The organism is Blastococcus sp. SYSU DS0539 (genome assembly GCF_054050855.1).
The window spans coordinates 399,965-425,538 of sequence record NZ_JBJHAF010000001.1; the positions used below are offsets into that span (position 1 = coordinate 399,965).

The 25,574-nt window shown below is 75.0% G+C and carries 26 protein-coding genes; 14 read left to right on the forward strand and 12 right to left on the reverse strand.

What is annotated here, in order from left to right:
- Nucleotides 1-102 precede the first annotated feature (102 nt).
- The 4 genes from ACI790_RS01820 (at nt 103) to ACI790_RS01835 (ending at nt 5,998) form a co-directional block, all read left to right on the forward strand.
- On the forward strand, nt 103-2,820 hold the full coding sequence (locus ACI790_RS01820; protein ID WP_456568067.1) for an AAA family ATPase: 2,718 nt from the start codon (nt 103-105) through the stop codon (nt 2,818-2,820).
- Nucleotides 2,821-2,907: 87 nt separating this feature from the next.
- On the forward strand, nt 2,908-3,507 hold the full coding sequence (locus tag ACI790_RS01825; RefSeq protein WP_456568068.1) for a DJ-1/PfpI family protein: 600 nt from the start codon (nt 2,908-2,910) through the stop codon (nt 3,505-3,507).
- Between the two features lie 130 nt (nt 3,508-3,637).
- Nucleotides 3,638-3,793, forward strand: coding sequence for a hypothetical protein (locus ACI790_RS01830; protein WP_456568069.1), 156 nt, complete (start codon nt 3,638-3,640; stop codon nt 3,791-3,793).
- 591 nt (nt 3,794-4,384) lie between these two features.
- Complete coding sequence (locus ACI790_RS01835; RefSeq protein WP_456568070.1) at nt 4,385-5,998, forward strand: molybdopterin-dependent oxidoreductase; 1,614 nt, start codon at nt 4,385-4,387, stop codon at nt 5,996-5,998.
- A 499-nt stretch (nt 5,999-6,497) separates the two neighbouring features.
- Here ACI790_RS01835 and wrbA read toward each other — a convergent pair whose 3' ends face one another.
- On the reverse strand, nt 6,498-7,100 hold the full coding sequence (gene wrbA / locus ACI790_RS01840) for an NAD(P)H:quinone oxidoreductase (RefSeq protein ID WP_456568071.1): 603 nt from the start codon (nt 7,098-7,100) through the stop codon (nt 6,498-6,500).
- Between the two features lie 302 nt (nt 7,101-7,402).
- Between wrbA and ACI790_RS01845 the strand changes: the two genes are divergently transcribed.
- Together ACI790_RS01845 and ACI790_RS01850 are read left to right on the forward strand one after the other, a co-directional pair.
- Entirely contained in the window at nt 7,403-7,996 is a 594-nt protein-coding gene (locus ACI790_RS01845; protein WP_456568072.1) for an HhH-GPD-type base excision DNA repair protein, read from the forward strand.
- Nucleotides 7,997-8,102: 106 nt separating this feature from the next.
- Nucleotides 8,103-8,441, forward strand: a complete 339-nt coding sequence (locus tag ACI790_RS01850; protein ID WP_456568073.1) for a DUF3099 domain-containing protein — start codon at nt 8,103-8,105, stop codon at nt 8,439-8,441.
- A 30-nt stretch (nt 8,442-8,471) separates the two neighbouring features.
- Here ACI790_RS01850 and ACI790_RS01855 read toward each other — a convergent pair whose 3' ends face one another.
- On the reverse strand, nt 8,472-9,350 hold the full coding sequence (locus tag ACI790_RS01855; protein WP_456568074.1) for a carbohydrate kinase family protein: 879 nt from the start codon (nt 9,348-9,350) through the stop codon (nt 8,472-8,474).
- Between the two features lie 8 nt (nt 9,351-9,358).
- Nucleotides 9,359-10,288, reverse strand: a complete 930-nt coding sequence (locus ACI790_RS01860; protein ID WP_456568075.1) for a pseudouridine-5'-phosphate glycosidase — start codon at nt 10,286-10,288, stop codon at nt 9,359-9,361.
- Between the two features lie 90 nt (nt 10,289-10,378).
- Here ACI790_RS01860 and ACI790_RS01865 point away from each other — a divergent pair, with 90 nt between their 5' ends.
- Nucleotides 10,379-10,609 carry a DUF3039 domain-containing protein gene (locus ACI790_RS01865; RefSeq protein ID WP_456568076.1) on the forward strand — a complete coding sequence of 77 codons (231 nt, stop codon included), beginning with the start codon at nt 10,379-10,381 and terminating at the stop codon, nt 10,607-10,609.
- Between the two features lie 182 nt (nt 10,610-10,791).
- Here the strand turns inward: ACI790_RS01865 and ACI790_RS01870 are convergent, their stop codons facing one another.
- The 5 genes from ACI790_RS01870 to ppgK all read right to left on the reverse strand — a co-directional run bounded on the left by ACI790_RS01870 (nt 10,792) and on the right by ppgK (nt 17,394).
- On the reverse strand, nt 10,792-11,856 hold the full coding sequence (locus ACI790_RS01870) for a YihY/virulence factor BrkB family protein (protein ID WP_456568077.1): 1,065 nt from the start codon (nt 11,854-11,856) through the stop codon (nt 10,792-10,794).
- Nucleotides 11,857-11,938: 82 nt separating this feature from the next.
- On the reverse strand, nt 11,939-14,137 hold the full coding sequence (locus ACI790_RS01875) for a VanW family protein (RefSeq protein WP_456568078.1): 2,199 nt from the start codon (nt 14,135-14,137) through the stop codon (nt 11,939-11,941).
- 142 nt (nt 14,138-14,279) lie between these two features.
- Nucleotides 14,280-14,504: a DUF7455 domain-containing protein gene (locus tag ACI790_RS01880; RefSeq protein ID WP_456568079.1), complete on the reverse strand. Its 225-nt coding sequence runs from the start codon at nt 14,502-14,504 to the stop codon at nt 14,280-14,282.
- 518 nt (nt 14,505-15,022) lie between these two features.
- A complete protein-coding gene (locus tag ACI790_RS01885) occupies nt 15,023-16,363 on the reverse strand; it encodes an RNA polymerase sigma factor (RefSeq protein WP_456568080.1) in 1,341 nt (446 codons plus the stop codon).
- A gap of 287 nt (nt 16,364-16,650) precedes the next feature.
- A complete protein-coding gene (ppgK, locus tag ACI790_RS01890) occupies nt 16,651-17,394 on the reverse strand; it encodes a polyphosphate--glucose phosphotransferase (protein WP_456568081.1) in 744 nt (247 codons plus the stop codon).
- A gap of 60 nt (nt 17,395-17,454) precedes the next feature.
- Between ppgK and ACI790_RS01895 the strand changes: the two genes are divergently transcribed.
- Complete coding sequence (locus ACI790_RS01895; RefSeq protein WP_456568082.1) at nt 17,455-18,285, forward strand: inositol monophosphatase family protein; 831 nt, start codon at nt 17,455-17,457, stop codon at nt 18,283-18,285.
- A gap of 13 nt (nt 18,286-18,298) precedes the next feature.
- On the opposite strand, the gene ACI790_RS01900 is transcribed toward ACI790_RS01895, so the two are convergent.
- Nucleotides 18,299-18,844, reverse strand: a complete 546-nt coding sequence (locus tag ACI790_RS01900) for a LytR C-terminal domain-containing protein (protein WP_456568083.1) — start codon at nt 18,842-18,844, stop codon at nt 18,299-18,301.
- Nucleotides 18,845-18,961: 117 nt separating this feature from the next.
- Nucleotides 18,962-20,008 carry a phosphotransferase family protein gene (locus ACI790_RS01905; RefSeq protein ID WP_456568084.1) on the reverse strand — a complete coding sequence of 349 codons (1,047 nt, stop codon included), beginning with the start codon at nt 20,006-20,008 and terminating at the stop codon, nt 18,962-18,964.
- Between the two features lie 289 nt (nt 20,009-20,297).
- Here ACI790_RS01905 and ACI790_RS01910 point away from each other — a divergent pair, with 289 nt between their 5' ends.
- The 6 genes from ACI790_RS01910 to ACI790_RS01935 all read left to right on the forward strand — a co-directional run bounded on the left by ACI790_RS01910 (nt 20,298) and on the right by ACI790_RS01935 (nt 24,190).
- Entirely contained in the window at nt 20,298-20,597 is a 300-nt protein-coding gene (locus tag ACI790_RS01910) for a DUF4193 domain-containing protein (protein WP_456568085.1), read from the forward strand.
- A 75-nt stretch (nt 20,598-20,672) separates the two neighbouring features.
- Nucleotides 20,673-21,602: a hypothetical protein gene (locus tag ACI790_RS01915; RefSeq protein WP_456568086.1), complete on the forward strand. Its 930-nt coding sequence runs from the start codon at nt 20,673-20,675 to the stop codon at nt 21,600-21,602.
- 48 nt (nt 21,603-21,650) lie between these two features.
- Nucleotides 21,651-22,157, forward strand: a complete 507-nt coding sequence (gene dut, locus ACI790_RS01920) for a dUTP diphosphatase (protein WP_456568087.1) — start codon at nt 21,651-21,653, stop codon at nt 22,155-22,157.
- Between the two features lies 1 nt (nt 22,158).
- The gene (locus ACI790_RS01925; protein ID WP_456568088.1) at nt 22,159-22,884 is read left to right on the forward strand and encodes a DUF3710 domain-containing protein; all 726 of its coding nucleotides are present in this window, start codon (nt 22,159-22,161) and stop codon (nt 22,882-22,884) included.
- A gap of 66 nt (nt 22,885-22,950) precedes the next feature.
- A complete protein-coding gene (locus ACI790_RS01930; RefSeq protein ID WP_456568089.1) occupies nt 22,951-23,328 on the forward strand; it encodes an OB-fold nucleic acid binding domain-containing protein in 378 nt (125 codons plus the stop codon).
- A gap of 58 nt (nt 23,329-23,386) precedes the next feature.
- The gene (locus tag ACI790_RS01935) at nt 23,387-24,190 is read left to right on the forward strand and encodes a DUF3159 domain-containing protein (protein WP_456568090.1); all 804 of its coding nucleotides are present in this window, start codon (nt 23,387-23,389) and stop codon (nt 24,188-24,190) included.
- A gap of 6 nt (nt 24,191-24,196) precedes the next feature.
- Here ACI790_RS01935 and ACI790_RS01940 read toward each other — a convergent pair whose 3' ends face one another.
- Nucleotides 24,197-24,877 (reverse strand): potassium channel family protein, encoded by a 681-nt coding sequence (locus ACI790_RS01940; RefSeq protein ID WP_456568091.1) that lies wholly within the window; start codon nt 24,875-24,877, stop codon nt 24,197-24,199.
- On the reverse strand, nt 24,877-25,545 hold the full coding sequence (locus tag ACI790_RS01945; RefSeq protein WP_456568092.1) for a potassium channel family protein: 669 nt from the start codon (nt 25,543-25,545) through the stop codon (nt 24,877-24,879). Before ACI790_RS01945 ends, ACI790_RS01940 begins: the two co-directional genes overlap by 1 nt.
- Between the last annotated feature and the right edge of the window lie 29 nt (nt 25,546-25,574).

Consider the following 25,574-nt stretch of genomic DNA (forward strand, 5'->3'; position numbering starts at 1 on the left):
GTCTGGCTGCCACGCTCGCCGCCACCGAGGCCCCTCACGCCGGGGAAATCGCCAGGATCGCGAGCACGGGACCTGTCCGCTGCGGTCGGTACGGTGCCGGTCGTGCTGGCCGGACGCGACCGCGAACGTGCGGCGATCGCTGCCCTGCTCGACGCCGCCCGCGGCGGGGCCGGCGGATCGCTGGTGATCCGCGGCGTGGCCGGTTCGGGCAAGTCGACGCTGCTGGCCGACGCGGTCTCCGCCGCCTCGGGCATGCGGGTGCTGCGCACCTCGGGGGTGGAGTCGGAGTCGCCGCTGGCGTTCGCCGCGCTGCAGCGACTGCTGTGGCCGCTGCGCGCCCGCCTGGACGCGCTACCGGCACGGCAGGCCGCCGCGCTGGGCGCGGCACTGGGCGAGGCAGACGGCGAGGGCGACCGTTTCCTGGCCTTCCTGGGCACGTTGAGCCTGCTCGCCGACGCCGCCGAGGAGGCCCCGGTGCTGGTCGTGGTCGACGACGCGCACTGGCTCGATGACGCCTCGGCGGCGGCGCTGCTCTTCGCCGCCCGCCGGCTGCACGCCGAGCGGGTCGCGCTGCTGTTCGCCGCCCGAGACGGTGATGCCTACGGCTTCGAGGCGTCCGACCTGCACACCGCCGTCCTCGGTGGCGTGACCGGTGCCGACGCCGAGGAGCTGCTGACCGGCCGGGCCGGCGGCGAGGTCGACCCAGGTGTGCGTGACCGGCTGGTGACCGCGACCGGCGGCAACCCGCTCGCGCTCGGCGAGCTCGCCGCCGCCCTGACGGGTGACCAGCTGGCCGGCCGGGCGCCGCTGCCCGCACCGCTTCCGCTGACCAGCGGCGTCGAGCGCGGGTTCCTCGACCGGGTCCGCCGCCTGAGCGCGCCGGCCCAGCGGTTGCTGCTCCTGGCCGCAGCCGACGACACCGGCCGGCTGACCGTCGTCCGCGACTCCGCCTCGCGTCTCGACATCGCCGACGACGCCCTGGACGAGGCCGAGGGGACCGGGCTGCTCCGCGTCGACGGCGACACCCTGGCGCTGTACCACCCGCTGGTCCGCTCGGCGGTGTACCGGGCGGCCACCAGCGCCCAGCGCCGCGCTGCCCACCGAGCGCTGGCCGACGTCCTCGGCGCCGACCCCGACCGGCGCGCCTGGCACCTGGCCGCTGCGGCCGACCGGCCCGATGAGACGGTGGTCGCCGCGCTCGACGGCGTGGCCGAGCGCGCCGCCGCCCGCGGCGGCCACGAGGCCGCCTCTGCCGCCTGGGCTCGCGCCGCCGAACTGACCGTCGACAGCGAGAGCCGTGGCCGGCGGCTGTTCTCCGCTGCCTCCTCGGCCTGGCTCGGCGCGCATCCGTCGCAGGCCGCCGGGCTGGCGGTCGCCGCCGCGGCCGACGTGACCGACCCGGTGCAGCGGACCCGGCTGCTGCTGCTGCAGGGCCAGATCGAGTGGAACACGCACTCCCTCAACGAGGGCTACGACGTCATCCTGCAGGCCGCCCAGCTCGCCGCCGAGGCCGACGAGGCGACCGCGCGGCCGTTGGCGATGCTCGCCGCGGCGCTGTCGGCCTTCGGGGCGCGCTCTCCGCGCCCGATCGACCCCGCCACGCTGGTCGGCGAACCTTCCGCCGACGCACCGGCCACCGGCCGGGCGGCCTGGGCGCTGCTGCAGGGGTTCGCCGCCGTCGGCCGGCGGGACTGGGCGCCCGCCGCGGCCTCGTTCCGGCGCGCGTTCGACCTGACCGACGCCGAGCCGCTCGACGGCGACCACGTGCTGCAGCCCAATCTGGGCATAGCCGCCTGGCTCATCGATGAGGACGAGCGCAGTCTGCGGCTGCACGAGGAGCAGTTGACCGCCGCCCGCCGCGCCGGCGCGCTCACGATGGTGGAGCACGCCCTCACCCGCGGTTTCCACTCCCAGTTGGCGACCGGGGCGTGGACGAAGGCCGGCGGCGCCGCCGCCGAGGCGCTGCCGCTCGCCGCCAGCACCGGCTCCACCGGGCTGACTGCTCTGCCCACCGCGCAGCTGGCGGTGATCGCAGCCCTGCGTGGGGACGATGCCGCCGACCGCCACCTCGCCGACGTGGCCGCGATCCGCGCGGCGCATCCGGTCGGCATCACCGACAGCCTCGTCACCGACCTGGCGCACTGGGCGCGGGCGCTGCGCGGCACCGACCGGCCCGCGCCCGCGCTCCACCACCTCGGGCAGATGCAGAACGCGATGCTGCGCCGCATGGCCGTCCTGGACGTCTTCGACCTCGCCGTCCGCGCCGGCCGGACCGACGTCGTGCGCACGTGGCTCGCCGAGGTCGAGCAGTTCGCCGCAGCTACCCACACCGCCTCGGCGGTCGCCGTCACCGAGCACGGCCGTGCGCTGCTCGCCGACGGCCCGGACGCCGAGAAGCACTTCCTGGCCGCGCTGGACGCGCACGCCGCCTCGCCGCGGCTGCCCGATCGGGCCCGCACCCAGTTGGCCTTCGGCGAGCACCTGCGGCGCACCCGGCGGCGGGTCGACGCCCGCGAGCACCTACGGGCCGCGCTCACCGTGTTCGAGGAGGTCGGCGCGGCGCCCTACGCCGAACGCGCCGCCCAGGAGCTGCGCGCCTCCGGAGAGACCGCCCGCCGCCGCGACGTCACCACCGCCACCGACCTGACCGCGCAGGAACGCCAGGTCGCCGGGCTGGTCCGGCAGGGGTTGACCAACCGGGACGTCGCGGCGCGGCTGTTCGTGTCCCCCCGCACGGTCGACTTCCACCTGCGAAACGTGTTCAACAAGCTCGCAGTGAGTTCTCGCGCCGAGCTCACCGCACTGCCGCTCGACCTCTGATCCGTCTGGGCCACCGGCCCCGCCTCGGCGGCAAACCTGGCGGTTCTCCCGGCGTGGCGTCGTCGGGTGCCTTGCTGTCATGGCCGCATGACCCACGAGAGGCTGCACATCGGGATCGTGTTGTTCCAGGGCGTCGAGGAGCTCGACGCAATCGGGCCATGGGAGGTGCTCTCGTACTGGACCCGCAACTTCCCCCAAGACGGCTACGACGTGTCGTGCCTCTCCGCGTCAGGCGGCCTGGTGCAGTGCGCCAAGGGTCTGGTGGTGCAGGCTCATCACTCCTACGCGGATGCCCCTGCACTGGAGGTCCTGCTCTACCCGGGCGGGCAGGGAACGCGTCCGCAGCTCCACGACGACGCCCAGCTCGACTGGATCCGTCGCCAGCGGGCCGCGGTTCCGCTGTTGACGAGCGTCTGCACCGGCGCGCTCCTCTACGCCGCGGCAGGCCTGCTGGCCGGGCGGCCCGCGACGACGCACTGGAGCTCGCTGGACAAGCTGTCCGAGCTGGACCCGACGATCGACGTTCGACGCGGGGTGCGGTTCGTGGACGACGGTGACGTCATCACCTCCGCCGGGATCTCGGCCGGCATCGACATGGCCTTGCACCTGGTTGACCGCCTGGCCGGCAGGCAGAGGGCACAGGAGGTGTGCCGCGGGATCCAGTACGACCCGACACCACCGGTCTGAGACAGCTCGTCACTGTCCGACCGGCTGACCGATTTACGAGCACCGTCGCGGTCGGCACCCCGCCGACCGGGCTGCTCCAGCGCAACGCCGGCCGGGAGCCTCTCTGGCTGACCGATCCGGGTACTTCGGCGTGTCCGCCCACACCGCCACCTCCGCCGACGACACCGCCGTCCACGTCGACGCCGTCGTGTGGGCCACCGGCCGGCTGACCGCGGACGACGCCCAGCCACAGCGGCGCACCGAGCTCGGCGCCGTCACCGCAACCCCGGCGGTTTTCCCGGCGTGACGCCGGCGATGCGTTCCTAGCGTCGACCTCGACCCACCGACCTCCGTCCAGCCGCAGGAGACAGCGATGATCACCGGGACTCCCCGCCGGTCAACGTCCACCGCCCTCCCCGCGCCGACGTCGCGGGGAACGTGGCCGCCGCCGGATCGGTCGGCGCCCTCCGCCGACGGCCCCTACCTCCGCGGCGGTCCGGGGATTTCTCGTCCACCTCACCGCCACGCTGCTGCCGATGGTGGCCACCGTGGTCGGTCTCGAGGTCGGGTGGCAGCTACTCGCCGATGGCTCCTGGGCCGCCGTCCTCGTGATCGTCGCCGGGTGGGCGCTGACCGTCGCCGGCTGGCTCCGCTGCCGCGCCTCGTCGAGCGGAACCGTGCTCACGGGCACCGGAGCTCCGGCCGCCGTGCTGGCCGGGCCGGCCGTGCTCGGCTGGCTGCCCCGGCCGGGCTCGTGCTGTGGGCACCGGTCAGCACGGTCCTCGCGGTCGCGCTGGCGATGGCCGCACATCCGCTCTCACCGGCCGGCTCACACCCCGCCGGACCGCCGGCTCGCCACTGACAGCCCTGACCGACTCACGCACCCGAGGAGCCCTCGATGACCGCCCACCGCACCCCTCGTCCGCGTCCCGGGCGGACCGGGCTGCTCGCCGGTCTGCTCGCCGCCGCGGCCGGTGAGATCGCCGCCTCCGCCACCCGCCGTGGCCGCTCGCCGTCCTCCGGCCTGGCCCGCGGCCTGGTCGACGCTTCCCCGGCGATGCTGGTCGATGGCGGCGTCGCCCTCGTCGGCCGGGCCGACAAGCCGGGTCTGGCCGTGCTCGCGGCCGGTGCCAGCGGCATCGCCGCGGCCGCCGGCGGCACCCTGGCCGACCGTCGCCCGGTGCTCGGCGCCGCCGTGGCCGCCGCTCCGCACGCCGTCGGCGGTTACCTCGCGCTGCGCCGCGGCGACGCCTCAGCCCGGGACACCGCCGCCGCCACGGCCACCGGCATTGTCACCGCCGCGGCTGCGGTCGCCCCGCTGCCGGTACCGCCGCCGGCGGTGCTGGCCGCCGCTGCGGCGGCCACGGGCGCGGTCGTCGCCGCGGACCGCCGCGCACGTCGTCGTGGCGCCGTCGCGCTGCACGACCAGGTGACGTTGCCGACCCCCGTCCGGTCGCTGCTGCCGGTGTCTGCCGCCGACGCCGCACCGCAGCCGGGCGTCGCCCCGCTCCTGGCCGAGCCCGGGGAGCTGGTCGTCATCGACGTCACCGTCCCCGAGCCGCGCACCGACCTCGGCACCTGGCGACTCGAGGTGGACGGCGAGGTGGAGCGGCCGCTGTCCCTGACCCTCCGCGAGCTGCTCGCCCTGCCCCTGGAGGAGCGCGACCTGCTGATGATCTGCGTGCACAACCCCGTCGGCGGCGACCGGATGGGCTGCGCCCGCTGGACCGGCATCGGCCTGGTCGACCTGCTCGAGCGGGCCGGCGTCACTGACGACGACGGGTGGCTGGTCGCCGAGGCCGTCGACGGCTACACCAACGTGCTGCCCCTGGACGCGGCCCGCCGGCACGGCTTCCTCGCCGTCGGCATGGCCGGGCGACCACTGCCCCGCGAGCACGGCAGTCCCGCCCGGTTGCTCGTCTCCGGCCGGCACGGGCAGGACGGCAACCTCAAGTGGCTGCGGCGCCTCACCGTCACTGCGACACCTCCGCCGTCCTACTGGGGCTCGCGCGGCTGGACCGACGGCACCTACCCGGTGCACCCGGCCTCGCGGATCGACGCCCCCGGCCCGCATGCCCACATCCAGCCCGGCGAGGTCACGATCCGCGGCTACGCCTGGGCGCCGCCCGTCGGCGTCGACCGCGTGCAGCTGCAGATCGACGACGGTCCGTGGACCGGTGCCACTCTCGGCGTCGACCTCGGACCGGGCGCCTGGCGGTCATGGAGGGCCCGTTGGGCGGCCACGCCTGGTCCGCACCGGTTGCGCGTCCGGTGCCGCGCGACCACCGGCCACTGGCAGGAGGAGACGACCACAACACCCTTCCCGCACGGCGTGCGCGGCCTCCACGCCATCACCGTCCACGTCGGTGGCAGTCCCACCGGGCCAGCGCTGCGCCGGCTGGTCGGCCTGGGCTCGACCCGTGCGGGCTGGGCGGTGCGGAGCGTCGCCGCATGGCGTCATCCGGCGCCCAGCGGTCCCGCCGCCGCCCGGCCCGCCGCCCCCGCGACCTGACCGCAGCATCGCCGCCGACCCACACCACTCACTCCGACCGTTCTGCACCGTCCGCAGGAAAGGTGTTCCGATCAGCCCCCTGTCCCTGACCTCGCACGAACTCGTCATCGAGACGCTGCTCCTCGTCCGGGGGTGAGTGCCGCAGGACCGCTCTACGGCACCATCTCTGCCATGCCGATCCTCCGCATCGCCCAGGACCCAGCGGCTGACGAACTCCTGGGCCGGGATCCGCTGGCCCTGCTGATCGGGATGCTGCTGGACCAGCACATGCGTCGACGAAGCAGCTGAAGAAGTCGACTGCAGTTCGACCTGCCGCGACGAGAGGCGCCGGTTCTGACCGCGACTTCCCGCGGAGCGGCCGCGGCGGAAGAGTCACTCGCTACCCGCGTGGCCCCTGGAAGGGCGGCGCGGGCGACGTCGCGGCGGTAGCGCCGGGATTGCCGGCCTGGTCGGTTCCTGGGGCGAGTCCGCGGAGCAGCCCCAGGAACCGTGATCCATGTCAGGCGACGAGCTTGGCGGTCACCTCGGCGAGGCGGCGGCCCTGGTAGCGGGCCGCGGCCAGCTCGGCCTGGTTGGCGGTCGCCGCCTGGCCGCCCGAGGCGTTGGAGACGCCGTAGGGGTTCCCGCCGGCCTCGAACAGCAGGGGGTCGGTGTAGCCGGGCGGCACGATGACCGCCCCGAAGTGGGAGAACACGTTGAACAGTGTCAGGATCGTCGACTCCTGACCGCCGTGGACGTTCTGCGCGCTGGTGAAGGCGGTGGCGCCCTTGTTGGCCAGCTTCCCGGTGAACCAGAGCCCACCGAGGGTGTCGATGAACTGCTTCATCTGGGCTGCGGGGGTGCCGAATCGGGTCGGCGTGCCCAAGGCGTAGCCATCGGCCCACTCGAGGTCCGCCGGCGTGGCCACCTCGACCTGATCGGCGGTGGTGTCCACGTGGGCGCGCCAGAGCGGGTTGGAGTCGATGGCCTCCTCGGGAGCCAGCTCGGGGACTCGACGCAGGCGAACCTCGGCCCCGGCTTCACGGGCGCCGTCAGCAACAGCGGCGGCGAGCTGGTGGACGTTCCCGGTCGACGAGTAGTAGACGACAGCGATGTTGGGCACGGTTCTCCCTGTAGCGCGTAGGTTCGGACATGGCGGGACGCAGTCGCGCATCTCATTGAATGCTCAACTACTGTTGTGACGCTACCGCGCCCCGGCTCGTTGTGCATGTCGGGAAGTGGCGCCCGGCGCCCAGGATGCGGACGGCGTGGTGGTGGCCGGAGTAGAGCGAAGCCGGAAGTCAGGGCTCGTTCACAAGGCCTGGAACGAGATCTCTGGCAGGCGCATCGTCCACTGGCGGGACCATACGGCCCGCGGTGCTCGGTGGTGATTGCGACGGGATCGCTCTACGGCACCATCTCGGTGTGCCGAACCTCCGCATCGCCCAAGAGGACGCCGCCGACGAGCTGCTGAGCCGAGACCCGCTCGCGCTGCTTCTGGGCATGCTGCTGGACCAGCAGTTCCCGATGGAGCGCGCCTTCGGTGCTCCTCGGCTGCTGGCCGACCGGCTCGGGGTGGACGCCCTGTCGGCCGAGCAGCTCGCGGCCATGGATCCCGAGGAGCTCGTCCGCGTCTTCCAGGGGCCGCCGGCCCTGCACCGCTACCCCGGGTCGATGGCCGGCCGGGCGCAGGAGCTGTGCCGCGCCCTGGTGGAGCACCACGGCGGGCGGGCGGAGGGGCTGTGGGCCGACGCCCCGGACGGCGCCACGCTGCTGAAGCGGCTGAACGGGCTCCCGGGCTTCGGGGCGCAGAAGTCGAAGATCTTCCTCGCCCTGCTCGGCAAGCAGTACGGCGTCACCCCGTCGGGCTGGCGGGAGGCCGCCGGCGACTACGGCGCCGAGGGCTCGCGGCGTTCGGTCGCCGACATCACCGGACCCGATTCGCTGGCCGAGGTGCGGGCGTTCAAGCAGGAGCAGAAGCAGGCCGCGAAGGCGGCGAAGCAGGCCTCGGGGAGCTGACGCGGGGGCGCCTGCACGGGCCCCGTCCCGGTGGCACCATGGGGGTGGTCCGGGAGCCGGCGGGGTGACCCTCGCGGCACCCCGGCCAGCGGAGGGAAGGTTGCCCGTGGCTTCGAGCCAGCAGTTCCCGCGGTCGCGCAGACCGGAGCCGGTGCTCATCACCGAGGCGGCCCCGAGCCTGATCGACCAGCAGGCAGCCCGGAAGCGGCGCTACGCGATCACCATGGGCGTCCGTGGCGTGGCCCTCGTCCTGGCCGCGGTCTTCTACCAGACCGTCTGGCTGATGATCATCCTGGCCATCCTGGGCACGGTGCTGCCGTGGATCGCCGTGGTCATGGCCAACGACCGGCCGCCCAAGCCCCGGACCCGCCTGCAGGGCGTCGACGCGCGACCCGACCGGGTGCTGGAGAACCCCGCCCGGTCCGGTCGGATCATCGAGGGCTGAGCGAGGCGGACGACGGTCCCGGGGTCGCGGTCACCGCGCCCCGGGGTGGCGCACGACCTCGGCCGCGCGGGCCAGTCCGGCGTCCAGCGCCGCTGCGGGGGAGACCCCCGGCGTGCCCAGCCAGGCGGCCAGCAGCCCGGCCGCGAAGGCGTCGCCGGCCCCGGTGGTGTCCACGACTGTCGTCCGGAGGGCGGGCCGGTGGACCAGGTCGTCGCCGGCCGCCCACAGCGCGCCGTCCGGCCCGAGCGTCACCACCGCGATCGGGTGCCGCGCGGCCAGGGCGCGGACCGCATCGGTGGGGTCGTCGCAACCGGTGAGCAGCCGCGCCTCGTCGGCGTTGGGCAGGACGAGCGTGGCCCCGGCCGTGTCCGCCAGCCACCGGTCCACCCCGTGGCCGAGCAGCGGGCCGGTCGACGCCGGGTCGACCGAGACGGTGCAGCCGGCCCCCGTCGCCGCCCGCAGCGCGGCCAGGCCGGCGTCGCGCGGCCCCGGGTCCAGCAGCGTGTAGCCCGACAGGTGCAGGTGGCCGCCCGGGACGGGACCGGGCAGGTCCGCCGGGCGCAGCGCGAGGTTGGCGCCGCGGTCGGCCAGCATGCTCCGCTGCCCGTCGGGCTCGACCAGGCTGACGATCGTGCCGGTCGCCGCACCCGGCACGGTGCGCAGCCGCAGCCGCACCCCGGCCGCCGACAGCTCGGCGGCCAGGCCGGCCCCCGCGGCGTCGTCGCCGATGCAGCCGGCCAGCACCGTCGGCGTCCCCAGCCGGGCCAGGTGCGCCGCGACGTTGGCGCCGGCGCCCCCGCCGCGGCTGACTATCGACGCCGGCCGGTCCGAGCCCGGGGCCGGCGCACCGGACAGCACCACCACGACGTCGGTGGCGACGTCGCCGACGACGACGACAGGGGGACGCACGGCCGCGGTCAGGCGGTGCGGGCGGCCAGCGCCGTCGCGATCCGGCCGGCCAGCTCGGCGTTGCGCAGCACCAGCCGGACGTTGACCGCCAGGGTGGCGCCTGCGCTGGCGCGGTGCAGGTGGTCGAGCACGAACGGCGTGACCTCCTTGCCGCGCACGCCCGCGGCGTCGGCCGCCGCGAGCGCGTCGGCGATGACCCGGTCGTGCAGCACGGGGTCCAGCTGCTCGTCGGACGGCAGCGGGTTGGCGACGACGACGGCGCCGGGGGCGAGCTGCCGGCGCGCGGCGAACACCGCGGCGGCCTGCTCGGCGTCGGTGACCGACCAGTCCAGCGTCGAACCGGAGTCGGCGACGTAGAAGCCCGGGAACGTGGTGGTGCCGTACCCGATCACGGTCACCGACAGCGACTCCAGCCGCTCCAGGGTCGCCGGGACGTCGAGGATCGACTTCACGCCGGCGCACACCACGACCAGGGAGGTGCGGGAGAGGGCGGTGAGGTCGGCGGACTCGTCGAAGGTGTCGACCGACTGGCGGTGCACGCCGCCCAGCCCGCCGGTGGCGAAGACGGCGACCCCGGCGGCCTCGGCCAGCAGGGCGGTGCTGGACACGGTGGTGGCGCCGCTCATCCCGAGCGCCGCCGCGACCGGCAGGTCCCGGACGCCGAGCTTCGCCAGGTCGGGATCGGCGCAGACCCGGTCGACCTGCGCGGCGGTCAGCCCGACGTGCGGCACGCCGTCGAGCACGGCGATCGTGGCCGGGACCGCGCCGCCCGCACGCACCGCGGCCTCGACGTCGTCGGCGGCCGCGCGGTTGTCCGGGCGGGGGAGGCCGTGGGCCAGCAAGGTGCTCTCCAGCGCGACGACCGGCCGGCCCTCGCGCAGGGCGTCGGCGACCTCGGGGGACAGGACCGGGCGGGGAGCGGCGTTCGCGGCGGGCACCCTGTCATCATGGTCACCGGGTGCGGGAGCACTGCGGCGACCCCGGCCGCGCCGCCGCCGCACGACCGGACCGTCGAGCAGGGAGCCCGCATGAGCAGCAGCGACATCCTCGAGCGGCCGGACGTCCGCGAGTCGGACACCGGCAACGCCAACGAGGTCTTCCACTACGTCAAGAAGAACAAGATCGCCGAGAGCGCCGTCATGGGCACCATGGTCGAGGCGCTGTGCGGGGAGGTCTTCCCCGTGACGAAGAGCCCCAAGCCCGGCAGCCCGGTGTGCCCGGCCTGCAAGGAGGTCTACAACCAGCTCCGCAAGGACTAGGGGGACGCGTGGCCCGGTCGTCCCGAGTGGGCCCGGAGGGTCCGCGCAGGGACGACGCAGCGGCTCAGCTCGAGCCGGGTACGGCACCTGGCCGCGGTGCGGTCCGGAGGACCGCGATGTCATAGAGGACCGCGGTGCGGTCCGGAGGACCGCGATGCCATAGCGGACCGCGATGCCATAGCTCAGCGCATGCCGAGCCGGCGGGCCTCGTTGTCGAGCTTGGCCTGGCGGCGGGCCCGGCGCCGCCGGTCGTGCCGGCTGAGCGGCGCCGGCCAGCGGGACTGGATCGTGGCGTTGAGCTCCGCGCCGAGCAGCACGGCCATGCCGAAGAAGAAGCAGAACAGCAGCGCGCCGATCGGTGCCGCGAGCGCCCCGTAGGGGAGCGCCGTGGTCAGGAAGTCGCCGATGTAGGCGCGCAACGCCAGCGCGGCCAGCAGGAAGAAGACGAGGCTGAGCAGCGCTCCGGGCAGCTGCCGCCGCCACGGCAGCCGGTTCGGCAGGATCACGTGGAAGAAGCTGGTGAGCGCCAGCAGCAGCCCGATGACCACGAGCGGCCAGTAGACGGCGTTGATGAGCATCACCGCGGTGTCCCGCCAGTCCGGTGGCACGAAGTCCGCGAGGGTGCCCCGGCCGAGCACCAGCAGCGGCAGCATCAGCACTGCCATCAGCAGCCCGACCACGAACAGCCACAGCGCCTTGAGCCGCGTGCGGATCGGCCCGCGCACGTCCCGCTGGTCGTAGGCGATGACGATGGTGTTCATGAAGGTCGCCGTCGCCGAGGAACCCGCCCACAGCGAGATCAGGAAGCCGACGCTGACCACCTCGAGGCGGCCGGAACCGAGGATGTCGGCCAGCGTGGGGCGCACCAGGCTGTCGACGACGTCGTCGGTGAGCACCTGCGAGGAGGCGTCGAGGAGCTGCTCCTCGATCATCGCGACGGACTCGCTGCCGATGAGGTCACCCAGGTAGCCCAGCGAACCGAGCAGCCCGATGAGCAACGGCGGTACCGACAGGATCTGCCAGAACGCCGCCTCCGCGGACAGCCCGAGGATGCGGTCGTGCCAGGCCTTGGCGAGCGTCCGCCCGAGCACCTGCAGGGGCACCCGGAGGAAGGCCGGCCAGCGGCGCAGCCGGGACGGCTTGGGGGCGTCCGCCCGGGTCGCGCCGCCGCCGGTGCCGGGGCCGGCGGTCGTCGGCTCGTCCGCCCCGGCCCGGGCGGGCGAGTCACTGGGCAGGACGGCGCTCACCTGCACAGTGTGCACGCGAGCGCCGTCCCGACGGGCGGGGTGCCGGGGGGCGGGGCGTTTCCGGCCGGCCGGGTGGCGGGCGTCAGGCCGCCCGGGGACGCGCGGGGCGTCGTCCGCCCGGTGCCGGTGCGCTGCTGGGCGCCGTCCCCTCGGGCGCGGCCGGGGCCGGCTCGGCGGGCACGCAGTTGATCACCGGCTCGGCCGCGTAGCGGGTCTGGAAGGGCTCCCGCTTCAGCTCCGCGCCGGTGCCGAGGTCGCGGAACACGCGGGTGACGGTGATGTCGAACCCGGTCGATCCGGACTGCGGCTCGCAGGTCGGGCTGTCCGGCTTGTCCTGCACGACCGGCTGGCGCAGGTTGTACCGGTCGCTGCTGATCGACTGGATCTCGTAGCGCTTGGTCCCGTAGAAGGTGACCGTGAGCGATCCCGGCGTCCAGGTGGTGTCGACGTAGACGCCGGTCTCGCCGTCGTTGCGCCACTTCAGGTCGATCGAGTCGTAGTAGACCGTCGCCTCGCGGCCGGCCGGGTAGCGGCTGATGTAGTAGCTGTGCGGCTTGTGGAAGACGTCCTCGAGCCCGGCGAAGAAGACGGCGTTGAACATCGTGGTGGCGAACTGGCTGATGCCTCCGCCGACCGCGGTGGTGAACTCGCCGTTGTTGATGACGGCGGCCTCCACGTAGCCCTGGGCCACGCCCCGGGGCCCGGTGAACCCATTCAGGCTGAACGTCTCGCCGGGCATGATGATCGCGCCGTCGACCTCCGCGGCCACCACCCGGATGTTCTCGCCGCTCGCGGCGTTGCCGATCCTGGTGGTGAAGCTGGAGATCTCCTCGCGGATGCCCAGCGCCTCGGCCTCCTGGGTGGTGAACTCGGCCGGCACCGGACCCAGCTCCGCGGTCACCGACCGCGGCGCCTCCTGGGTGAGCACCGGCAGCAGCTGCTCGACCAGGTGCGCCGGCGCGATACCGGTCCCGTCGACCGACGGCACGACGCTCACCGAGCCGCCGGACACGTCGAAGCGTGCGTCCTGCGCGGGGGTGCCGAACGCGCCGAGCTCGTCCCCGAGGGCGCCCTGGAGCGCCTCCGGGTCGAGGCCTACGGCGAGCTCGCCGTCGTCCTCCGGGGTGAAGGTGAGGGCCGCGGCGATCGCGTCGACCGGCACCTCCGCGGAGGTGCCGCCGTCCTGGCTGACCACCGTCACCGGCGCCGACAGCGCGGGCGTGACGGTCTCCTCGAGGACCCGCTGCGCCTCCTCGGCGTCCACGGCCACGGGTGTGACCTCGACGGGCAGCTCGATCGGCGTGCCCGGGTCCCCGCCGGAGGCCAGGGCGTCGGTGATGGCCTCGGCGGCGGCGTCGAGGTCAAGCGCCCGGCCGTCCAGCGGTTCCACGACCGTCGGCGTGGTGTCCTCGAGGGCGATCGTGGCGTCCTGGGGTGCCCGGTCCACCTGCGCGGCGATGCCCTCGATCTGGGCCTGCAGCGCGGTCTCCTCGCCGGTGATGACCGGCTCCACCTCGCGGTCGGCGAAGAGGGTGACCAGACGGGTCCACGGGTTCAGCGGCTGCTCCTCGGCGGCGTCCACGGTGCGCGGGACGTCGAGGGTGATGCCGGCGGTGGCGGGGGAGAGGGTGGCCGTCACGTCGGCGGCCTGCACGGTGTGGTCGGCGACGATCCGCGGGGCGAGCTGCTCCTCGAGCCGCTGCGCCGCCGAGGCGGGTGAGAGGCCCCCGACCTCGACGCCGGCCACGACGGTGTGCCGCGGCACCTGCCCTGAGGAGGCGAGCAGGTCGATCCCGTAGACGGCGGCCAGCAGGGCGAGGGCGCCGGCCGGGACGAGCCCGGCCCGACGGCGCCACCAGGGGCCGCGCGACCCGGTTGCGGGGGGCTCGTCGCCCGAGGGGGGACCGGTGGGCCCGTCGGGGTCGTCGCCGTCCACGGGCGGGACGACGGCGGTGCGCGCGGTGTCGTCGGTGTCCGCCGGGGCCGGCGCGCCGGCCGAGAGGTCCATGCGCTGCGTGCCCTCGGCGTCGGCATCGGGCTTCGCGTCGGTGCCGGGCTTCGCGTCGGCGCCGTCGGCCGCCGCACCGGACCCGGAAGCGGGCTGCTGGGCGGTGCCCGGGGACGGCTCCGGCGTGGTGCGCAGCCACTCCCGGCTCACCGGACGGGTGTCGTCGGGCTGCTCCCCGAACGCCGACGAGGAGCTCGCCGGCTGCGGGCGCCCCTCGGTGCCCTCGGGATGCAAGCGCACGGTCTCGTCGTGCGCGGGGGACTGCTGGGACATGGGGAGTTCCTCCGGTCGCCGCCGACCGGGGGTCCCCGGAGACGACGGAGCCGCCGGCCCCCCGTCCGCACGAGGCGGATCGGAGGACGCGGCGGCGTCGTCGGGTGAAGCGGTCATCGCGGGCGCGACGATATCGCCTCTGTCAGGCAGTTACGTGCTGCTCGCCCTCTGTGTCGATGATGTCGACGGCGATGTCACGGAGCTTGGTCTCGTACTCCCGGGCGTGGTGCCCGCAGAACACGAGGTCGCTACCGCTGGCGAGCACGACACGGACCTTGGCCAGGGCGCCACAACGGTCGCAGTGGAAGGGCACGACCAGGTCGTCGGCGGCGGGGGTCGTCGTCAGCGTCTGGGTCATCTGGGTCATCACTCGCTCTCTACCGCACGGACCCGCGGCTGCGGATCGGCCTCCTGCACAGCGCCAGGATGGCCCCTCGGATTCCCGATCCCACCCGGTTCATCCGGAACTCGCCGAAAGAGATGAGTCCGTGACAAGCCGGGCCTGGGTGGAGCGGGTTCAGCAGGGGACGTCACTGGGTGGAACTGGTGGTGCACGTGCTGGTGGTGATCTGCCGGCTCGGTGGTGGACCGGGCCGACCGTGGGTCCGCTGCTGTTCTGACCGGGCCCACGCTACGCCGTCTACCCGACGCATGTGGCGGTACACCGGTCGCGACCACACCGTGACATGACATTGCGGTCCTCCGGACCGCACCCGGCAGCGGTGACCCGAGACGCAACGACGGCCGCCGACGACGTGGGTCGTCGGCGGCCGTCCGGAGCCGGAGGTCGTCCCGAGTGGGCCCGGAGGGTCCGCGCAGGGGCGACGCAACGGCTCAGCGCTGCAGGGGGGCACGGCACGTGGCCGCGGTGGCGTCCGGAGGACGTCAGTCGAGGTAGTCGCGCAGGACCTGCGAGCGGCTGGGGTGCCGCAGCTTCGACATCGTCTTGGACTCGATCTGGCGGATCCGCTCGCGGGTCACGCCGTAGACCTGTCCGATCTCGTCCAGGGTGCGCGGCTGGCCGTCGGTGAGGCCGAAGCGCAGCCGGACGACGCCGGCCTCCCGCTCCGACAGCGTCTGCAGCACGCTGGTCAGCTGGTCCTGCATCAGCGTGAAGCTGACCGCGTCGACGGCGACGACCGCCTCGGAGTCCTCGATGAAGTCGCCGAGCTGGCTGTCGCCCTCGTCACCGATGGTCTGGTCGAGGCTGATCGGCTCCCGGGCGTACTGCTGGATCTCCAGCACCTTGTCCGGGGTGATGTCCATCTCCTTGGCCAGCTCCTCCGGGGTGGGCTCGCGGCCCAGGTCCTGGAGCAGCTCGCGCTGGATGCGGCCGAGCTTGTTGATGACCTCGACCATGTGCACCGGGATGCGGATGGTGCGGGCCTGGTCGGCCATGGCGCGGGTGATGGCCTGCCGGATCCACCAGGTGGCGTACGTGGAGAACTTGTAGCCCTTGGTGTAGTCGAACTTCTCGACCGCGCGGATAAGACCGAGGTTGCCCTCCTGGATCAGGTCCAGGAACGCCATGCCGCGGCCGGTGTAGCGCTTGGCCAGGGAGACCACGAGGCGGAGGTTGGCCTCGAGCAGGTGGTTCTTGGCGCGCTCGCCGTCGCGGACGATCCAGTTGAGGTCGCGGCGCATCTGCGGGGAGAGCTTCTGGCCCTCCTCCTCGGCCTGGCGGAGCCGCTCGGAGCCGTAGAGGCCGGCCTCGATGCGCTTGGCGAGGTCGACCTCCTCCTCGGCGTTGAGCAGCGCGACCTTGCCGATCTGCTTGAGGTAGGCGCGGACGGAGTCGGCGGAGGCGGTGAGCTCGGCGTCCTTGCGGGCCTGCCGGAGCGCCTCGGACTCCTCCTCCTCGTCCCACTCGAAGTCGGTGCCGCCCTCGGTGGTCTCCTCCTCGGCCGCGACCTCGACGCCGTCCTTGCCGGTGACGACCGTCTCGTCGAGCTTGAGGCCCTCGGAGCCGCCGTCGACGACGGCGACGGCGCCGTCCCCGGTGGCCACCGCGGTGAGGACGGTGCCCTCGCCGCTGCCGGGGGAGGGGGCGATCGTCGGCTTGGCGCGGCCCTTGGCGGGGCTCTTGGCGCCGGCCGGCGCACGCTTCCGGGCGGCCGCCGGCTCAGCGGCCGTCTTCTTGGCGCTGGCACGGGTACCGGTTGCAGCAGTCCTGGCGCGCGGGGTGCTCGCTGCGGCTGCTTCCGGTGCTGGCTGATCGGCGGGCACTCAGGTTCCTTCCCGTGCTGGGTTCGTTCCCCGGGGGACCGTGTGGTCCGCGGGCAGCGGCTCCGGCCTGTGCTCCGGAGGGCAGGAGGACCCGGCTGACCGGCGCGGCGTTTGGCCGCGATCCGGTCGGGGGATCCCTCCCGGCTGCGGGGCGACGGGCTGGGGCGTCACCATTGTAACGACGTGCGGCGCTGTTACCAGCGCCTCGGATCCGAGGTCATCGCTCCGACGGGGCGGAGGGGGCGCCCCCCGCAGGGTGCGGCGCGCCACGCGGAGCACCGGGCCGGTCAGGGTTCGAGGTGCTCGGCCGCGGCCAGGGCGGCCCCGACGATCCCGGCGTCGTTCTGCAGCTCCGCCGGCACCACCGGGGTGCGGGTGGTCAGCAGCGGGACCCACTTGTGGGCCTTCTTGCTCACTCCGCCGCCGACGATGATCAGGTCGGGCCACAGGCCGGCCTCGAGGACGTCGAGGTAGCGGTCGACCCGTTGGGCCCACTGGGGGTAGCTGAGTTCTTCCCGCTCGCGGGCGGCCGCGGAGGCCCGCCACTCGCCGTCCTCGCCGTCGACCTGGATGTGCCCGAACTCCGTGTTGGGCACCAGCATCCCGTCGACGAACAGGGCGCTGCCGATCCCGGTGCCGAACGTGAGCATGAGCACCACGCCACGGCGGTCGCGGCCCGCGCCGTAGCGCATCTCGGCGATGCCGGCGGCGTCGGCGTCGTTCAGCGTCTCCACCGAGCCGGGGATGCGCTGGGAGAGCCCGGCGTCCACGTCGGTGCCGATCCAGCTCTTCTCGACGTTGGCGGCCGTGTGGGCCACCCCGGACTTCATCACCCCCGGGAACGTGACGCCCACCCGGCCGGCCCACCCGAAGGTGCCCACAATCTGCGCCACGACGTCGTAGACGGGCTCGGGCAGCGAGGGCTGCGGCGTCTCGATGCGCAGCCGTTCGCCGATGAGCCGCCCCTCGTCCAGGTCGACCAGGCACCCCTTGATGCCGCTGCCACCGATGTCCACTCCGAAGCCCTGCACGCCGACAGGTTAGTGAGCGGCGGCACCCGGGCCGGTCACCCCTGCGGCAGGATCCCCGCCATGGCCTCTCCCCGGACCGGTGCCGCCCCCGCTCCCGAGCCCGCCGCCCTGCTGGCCCTCGCCGTGGCGGCCGCCCGCGAGGCGGCCGTCCTCGTCGCCCGCGGGCGCGACACGGCGGCCGAGCACGTCACGACCAAGTCCAGCCCGGTCGACGTCGTGACCGCGGTGGACGCGGCCAGCGAGGAGCTGCTGGTCCGGCACCTGCTGGGCAGCCGCCCCGACGACGGCGTGCTGGGGGAGGAGGGCGCCGCCCGGGAGGGCACCAGCGGGGTCCGCTGGATCGTCGACCCGATCGACGGGACGGTGAACTTCCTCTACGACGTCCCGGCCTACGCGGTCTCGGTGGCCGCCGAGGTGGACGGCGTCGTGCGGGCCGGCGCGGTGCTCAACGTGGCGACCGGGGAGCTGTTCACCGCGACGACCGGTGGCGGGGCGTGGCTGGAGGCGCCGGGGCGCCCGGTGCGGCGGCTGGCGGTCAACCGCCCGGAGTCGCTGGACCGCACGCTGGTGGCGACCGGCTTCGGCTACCGGGTGGAGCAGCGGCGGGCCCAGGGCGCGGTCGTCGCGCGGCTGCTCCCGCAGGTGCGCGACATCCGGCGGTTCGGCAGCGCCGCCGTCGACCTGTGCGCGCTGGCGGCCGGGCGGGTCGACGCCTACTACGAACTCGACCTCAACCCGTGGGACCACGCGGCCGGAGCCCTGGTGGCCGCCGAGGCGGGCGCGGTCGTGACCGGGCTGTCCGGCACCCCGGTCGGCGAGCCGATGGTGATCGCCGTGGCGCCGTCGGTGGCGCCGCCGTTCCTCGACCTGGTGGCCGAGCTGCACCGCTGAGCGGGCCGGACCGTCAGCAGTCGGTGTCCGCGTCCTCGGCGCCGGCCAGCGCCTCGGCCACCTGCTCCGGGGTGGCCAGGCTGTCCGGGAAGACGAACTCCGGGCCGAGCACCAGGTCGACGACGGCGGTGGCCCGGGTGTCGGGGTAGTCGCCGGCGCCGGGCATGTGCACCGCGAGGAAGCGGGCGGCGTCCCGCCCGGGGGACCCGTGCCGCACCTCCCCGACGCCCTCCACCTCGCGGCTGGACGGATCGTTGGCGACCTCGCTGACGGTGAACCCGCGGGCGCCGAGCTCGTCGGCGACCGTCTGCGCCAGGCCGGGTGCGTCGGTGGAGTTGAGGACGCGCACCGACACGGTGGCCGGGTCCAGCGACGGCGGGGCGGCCTCCGCCGTCTCGCACGCCGCGGCCTCGGCGGCCTGCCGCTCGCGGTCCTGCCGCATGACCGTCCACCACACCGCACCGGCGGTCAGCGCCAGCACTAGCAGGAAGATCAGCGGGGGGAGCGGGCGACGGCCACTGCGCGGGCGCACCGGAGGGCGGACGGTGCGCTCGGTCACGGTGATGCTCCTCGGCGAGGACCCGGCAGGCGCGGCTGGCCGGCCCGGAAGGGGGCCGGCCGAGCCAGCGTCCTGGTGCGGACGGCTGTCGTCTGAGCTTAGGGGCGGCGATCCGGACTAGATCGCACCGTCGTCCAGCGCGGCGCGTCCCAGCGCCACGCACGGGCCGATCCGCTCGGCGTAGCCGCTGGTGTCCTTGCCCGCCATCGCGCCGGCGGCGGAGCGGGTCAGGATGCCGGCGATGATCGCGGCGAACTTGAAGAACCCGAACCCCACGTACCAGTTCAGTTCGGAGAGGTCGGTCCCGGTCCCGGCCGCGTACCGCTCGGCGACCTCCTGCCGGGTCGGGAAACCGGGCAGCGCCGTGACGGTGCTCGGCGTGGAGGGCCGGGACTCGCCGGCCTCGGGCCAGTAGACGAGCAGCATCCCGAGGTCGGTGAGCGGGTCACCGAGCGTGGACATCTCCCAGTCCAGCACCGCGGCGATCCGGCCGGGCGTGGCCGGGTCGAGCAGGCAGTTGTCCAGGCGGTAGTCGCCGTGGGTGATCCCCGGCCGCTGGGTGGCCGGCACCGTCTCGGCCAGCCGGGCGGCCAGCGCGTCCAGGTCCGGGCGGTCGCGGTCGCGGGTGGCCTCCCACTGCGTGGTCCAGCGGCGCACCTGCCGGGCCAGGAAGCCCTCGGGGCGCCCGAAGTCGGCCAGCCCGACGGCGGCTGCGTCCACGGTGTGCAGCGCGCCGAGCGTGTCGACCAGCGCGTCGCCGATCGCGCGCCTCTGCTCGGGGGCGTCGGCGTAGCCCGGGGGCAGCTCGCGGGCGGCGTGCACCCCGACGATCCGCTCCATGACGTAGAACGGCGCACCGAGCACCGCGGGATCGGTGCAGAGGTGGAGCGTGCGGGGGACCGGCACGGGTGTGGGGCCGAGCGCCGAGATGACCCGGTGCTCGCGCGCCATGTCGTGCGCGGTGGCCAGCACGGCGCCCGTCGGCGGCCGCCGGAGGATGACCGCGGCGTCGGCCGGGCCGCCCTCCGGGGTCACCACGTAGGTGAGGTTGGACATGCCCGCCGCGATCAGCTCGATGCGCACCGATCGCCATCGCTCGTCTCCGAGCACGGAGGCCAGGTACGGCCCGACGACGGCTGGATCAGCACCCGGGGGAGTCGGCACGGGCGCAGGGTAACCTCTGGCGCTCCGCCGCCGCCCGCCCGTCCCCGGGCCCGATGTGTCACCTCTCCGGAGGCGGGCACAAATCGGGGCCGTACGGCGTTGGCGGGCTGCCGGCCCCGTCGCGACGAGGAGCCGGCGGGCGTGGACGGGCGCCGCACCTGCGGGCTGCCCCCACACCGACCCACCGGTCGCCCACCGGCGACCGGCCAGGACGACGACGCGCAACCCCGCGCCGCGTCAGCCGAGCGGGCACGATGCCCGCGAGAACCCCGGAGGAGGGGCACACCCCATGGCCACCGACTACGACGCCCCGCGCCGCAACGAGACCGACGAGCTCGGGGAGGACTCGCTCGAGGAGCTCAAGGCGCGGCGGGCCGAGGCCCAGTCCTCGTCGGTCGACGTCGACGAGACCGACTTCAACGAGAACCTCGAGCTCCCCGGCGCCGACCTCTCGAACGAGGAGCTGACCGTCCGCGTCCTCCCCAAGCAGGAGGACGAGTTCACCTGCTCGCGCTGCTTCCTGGTGCAGCACCGCAGCCGCCTGGCCGCCACCCGTGGCGACCAGGGGTTCTGCCGCGACTGCGCGTGAGATGACCTCGTCCACCCCACCCCGCGCGGCTGCGGGGCGGGACCGTGGACGGGGCCGCCACAGGAGGGACGACCGATGACCGAGGGGCCGCGCACCGGCGCGCCGCGTGACGTCCCGCCGCCGCGCCCGGTGGCGCCACCGGCCGGGGCGCACCCGGCTCCGGAGAGCCCGCTGGCCCGGGCCGGCCGCGCCGTCGCCGAGGCCGTGGCCGGGCTGACCGGCACCGGCTCCGACCGGTCCCCGGGCAGCGGCCTGCGGGACGTCGTCGGCGCCGTCGCGGGAGCGGTGGCCGGCGCCTTCGGCGGCGGGGCCGCAGGGGCGTCGGCCCCCGGGCAGACCGCCGCCGGGCCCGGGGCGGGGGCATCCACCGGCGACCGCCCGGACCCCGGCGACGGCCGGAACCCCGGCGCCCTGCTCGGCGACCTGCTGGCCGCCGCGGTGCCCCGGCTGCCGGTCCGGGACGGCGCACGGCTGCGTGCGGCCCATCCCGGGGCGACCGACGCGGAGATCGCCGAGGCCCTCGTCCAGCGCACCGCCCGCATCACCTCCGGGATCGGCGCGGCCACCGGTGGGCTGTCCGCCGCCCACTGGTTCGCGCCGCCGTCGCTGCTCGCCGTCCCGCTGGAGCTGGGCGCGGAGACGGTCCTCGTCGCCGCCGTCGAGGTGGTGCTCATCGGCGAGCTGCACGAGCTCCACGGGCGCCCCGCCCCCGGGGACGCCGCCGAGCGGAACCAGGCCTACCTGCGCGCCTGGTCCGAGCAGCGCGCCGTCACCGGCCCCGGGCCGGCGGGGCTGAGCTCGCTGCTGGGGACGGCGGGGCTGCGTGCCCTGCGGCGGCGGGTGACCCGCCGGCTGGCCGGCGCGGTACCCACGGCCGCACCGTTCCTCGTCGGCGCGGCGCTCGCCGGGCGGGTCAACCGCCGGGCCACCGAGACGCTGGCCCGCCGGGTGCTGACCGATCTCGCGACCCTGCCGCCGGTCGACGGCAGCGGGCCCGGGTCCTGAGCCCGGCCGTGCGCACCGGACCCCGCCGGCGCGGCTAGGGTCGCCGTCGTGCCCGAGCCCTCCGCCGAGCCGGACGTACCCGTCCGGCTGACCGCGCCCGACGGCGCCCTGCCGCGCTACGCGCTGCCCGGGGACGCCGGGGCCGACCTCACCGCGGCCGAGGACGTCGAGCTGGCCCCCTTCGAGCGCCGGCTCGTGGGCACCGGCGTCGCCGTGGCGATCCCCGAGGGCTACGCCGGCTTCGTGCACCCCCGCTCGGGGCTCGCCCACCGGCTCGGGCTGAGCATGGTGAACGCACCCGGGACCATCGACGCGGGCTACCGCGGCGAGATCATGGTCAACCTCATCAACCTGGACCCGGCGACGCCGCTGCGGCTCTCCCGCGGGGACCGCATCGCGCAGCTGGTGGTGCAGCCGGTGGCCCGGGCCCGGTTCGTGGCGGTGCGCGAGCTGCCCGCCAGCGACCGCGGCGAGGGCGGGCACGGCTCCACCGGCGGCCACGGTGCCGCGGCGCCCGGGTCCTCCGATCCATCAGCACTCGAGGGGCGGAACTGACATGCCGTTCGGACGGCGGCGCAATCGCATCGACCGCAGCCTGCGCGAGCGGGGCGTGCCCCCGGAGCCGCAGCAGCGGTTCCGGGACGTCGAGGAGACGACGGGGCCCTGGGACGAGGCCGACGCCCCCGACGACGGGCTGACCCGCATCGACCTGGGGGCCATCCGGCTCCCGGCGCTCCCCGGCATGGACCTGCGGGTGGAGCTCAACCAGCAGCAGAAGGTGATCGGCGCGACCCTGCGCCACGGCGGCTCGCTGCTCCAGGTCGCGGCCTTCGCCGCGCCCCGGGCAGCCGGCATCTGGGACGACGTCCGCGCCGAGCTGGCCCGCACCGCCTCGGGCCAGGGTGCGTCGCTGCGCGAGGTCGAGGGCCCGTTCGGCATCGAGCTGGCCGGCACGGTCGTCGCCGCACCGCCGCCGCAGCCGGGTCAGCCCGCGCAGCCGCCGGTGCGCCGGCCGGCCCGGTTCCTCGGCGTCGACGGTCCGCGCTGGTTCCTGCGGGGGCTGCTCAGCGGGTCGGCGGCCGCCGGCGCGGAGGCGGAGGCCCGGGCGCTGGAGACGGCGTTCCGCGGCATCGTCGTCGTCCGGGGCGCCGAGCCGATGCCGGTGCGCGAGCCGCTCCCGCTCGCCCTGCCCCCGCAGGCCGCGGCGCAGCTCGCCGCGCAGCAGGCGGCGGCCCAGGGCACGCAGCCCCCTGCCGGCGGGGCCGCCGGCAGGCCGGCCTGACCGACGCGACGCGGAGAACACCCCGTGCGTGCCCCCGTGCCGACCCACCCGCACTACGCTGGATCCGTGACGGAGACCCGACCGGCGGGCTGGTGGTCGCGCACGTTGCAGCGACTCACCGCCGACGACCACACCATCGACGCCCAGGAGCTGCGCGCCGGGACGGCCAGCGCCGGCTGCGAGTCGGTGAGCTCCTGCCGCAAGGGCGCGGTGGTCACGGTCACCGGCCGGCTGAAGTCCGTCGTCTACACCCCCCGGGAGACGGTGCCCACGCTGGAGGCCGAGCTGTTCGACGGCTCCGGCTCGGTGACGCTGGTCTGGCTGGGGCGGCGGCGCATCCCGGGCATCGAGCCTGGCCGCACGCTCACCGCCCGCGGCCGGTTCGCCGCCTTCGACGGCCGCCAGGTCATCTACAACCCCTGGTACGAGCTCAGCGCCGGCTGACCGGCGGCCGGGCGGCCGCCGGGGTCACGTGCGCGAGCAGCGAGATGAGGGGACGAGGGTGACCGCAGCGGGCCCGCCGGCCGACGGCGAGCAGGAGCGCCCGGCCGGCCCCGACGCGGACGCGCCGGTGTCGCTGTTCGACCGGGACCAGCTGCTGGCGCAGCTGGGCGGCTGGCACGGCATGGTCGACGCCACCCTGCCCACGGTCGCCTTCGTGGTGGCCAACGGCATCGCCGGGCTGCGCACCGGGATCTGGGCGGCGGTGGCCTCGGCGGTCGTCGTCTTCGTCCTGCGGCTGGCCCGCCGGCAGAGCGTGCAGCAGGCCGTCGGCGGGCTGTTCGCCGTCGGGATCGCGGTCGCCATCGCGGCCAACACCGGGCAGGCGCGCGACTTCTTCGTGCTCGGCATCGTGCGCAGCCTGGTCGTCGGCGTGGTGCTGCTGGGCTCGATCCCGTTCCGCTGGCCGCTGGTGGGCCTGGTCGCCGAGTTCCTCGCGCCCAGCCACCTGGGGTCGATGGCCGCCCACTCGATGCCGTGGAACCGGCGTGCGGCGCGCGCGGATGTCCCCGAGCCGGCGGTGGTCCGCCCCGTCCAGGAGGCGCCGGAGCTGCACTGGCGGCACGAGCCCCGGCTGCTGCGCGCCTACTCGTGGCTCACCGCGCTCTGGGCTGCCTCGTTCCTGCTGCGCGCCGGGGTGCAGTGGGTGCTCTACCGCGCGGACGAGGTGGAGCTGCTGGGCACCGCGTCGGTCGTCCTCGGCCTGCCCCTGACCGCCGTCGTGCTCGTGGTGACCCTGTGGGTGGTCGCACGCCTGCACCGCCACCGCGCTCCCGCACCGCCGGACGCCGACCCCGCCGCCTGACGCCGGTCAGCCGTCGGTGCGGCCGGGGCCCTCGTGGGCGAAGACCTCCTGCAGCTCCTCCTCGGTGTCGCCGTGCGACACGAACAGCAGCTCGTCGCCCGATTCCAGCGGCTCGTCCGGCGACGGCGTCACGACCCGGTCGCCGCGGAGGATCGCGGTCAGCACCGTCTCCCGGGGCAGCGGCACCTCCCGCAGCGGGCGCCCCACCCACCGGGTGTCGTCGCCCAGGGTGATCTCCACGAGGTTGGCCGCGCCCTTGCGGAAGCTCATCAGCCGGACGACGTCGCCCACGCTCACCGCCTCCTCGACCAGCGCGGCGAGCACCCGCGGCGTGGAGACGGCGACGTCGACGCCCCAGGCCTCGGTGTAGAGCCACTCGTTGCGCGGGTCCTTGACCCGGGCCACCACGCGGTTGACGGCGAACTCGGTCTTGGCCAGCAGCGAGACCACCAGGTTGGCCTTGTCGTCACCGGTCGCCGCGACGACGACGTCGCAGGTGGCCAGCTGCGCCTCCTCGAGGGAGGAGACCTCGCAGGCGTCGGCCTGCACCCACTCCGCGCCCGGCACCGAGCGGGTGCGCACCTTGCGGCCGTCCTTCTCGAGGAGCATGACGGTGTGGCCGTTCTCCAGGAGCTCCCCGGCGATGGACCGGCCGACCGCGCCGGCCCCGACGATCGCGACGCGCATCAGTGCCCACCGTCCCGGGGGCCCCGCTCGACGACCTCGTGCACGCGCTCGGTCAGCTCGTCGGTGACCGCGACGACCAGCTGGTCGCCGTCCTGGAGCACCGTGGCCGGCGTGGCCAGCTGGGCCTCGCCGAAGCGGACCAGCCAGGCGGCCCGGGCGCCGGTGGCGGCCTCCAGGCCGGCGAGCTTGCGCCCCACCCAGCCCTCGGTGACGGTGACCCGCACGAGCAGCACCTTTCCGGTGGGTTCGCGCCACAGCTCGCTGACCTTGACCGACAGCAGCTCGCGCAGCAGCCGGTTCACCGTCCACGGGACGGTGGCGACGCTGGGGATGCCCATGCGCTCGTAGACCTCGGCCCGCTTGGAGTCGTAGATGCGGGCGACGACGTGCTGCACGCCGAAGGTCTCGCGCGCGACCCGGGCGGAGATGATGTTGGAGTTGTCGCCGCTACTCACCGCGGCGAACGCGCCGGCGGAGTCGATCCCGGCGTCGAGCAGCGTCTGCCGGTCGAAGCCCAGACCCTTGATCTGCCGGCCGGTGAAGTCCGGCCCCAGGCGGCGGAACGCCTCCGGGGCCTGGTCGATCACGGCCACGCTGTGCCCGATCTCCTCCAGGCGCCGGGCGATGGCCGAGCCGACGCGGCCGCAGCCCATCACGACCACGTGCACGTGTCACTCCCCGCATGTGCCGGTGGCGC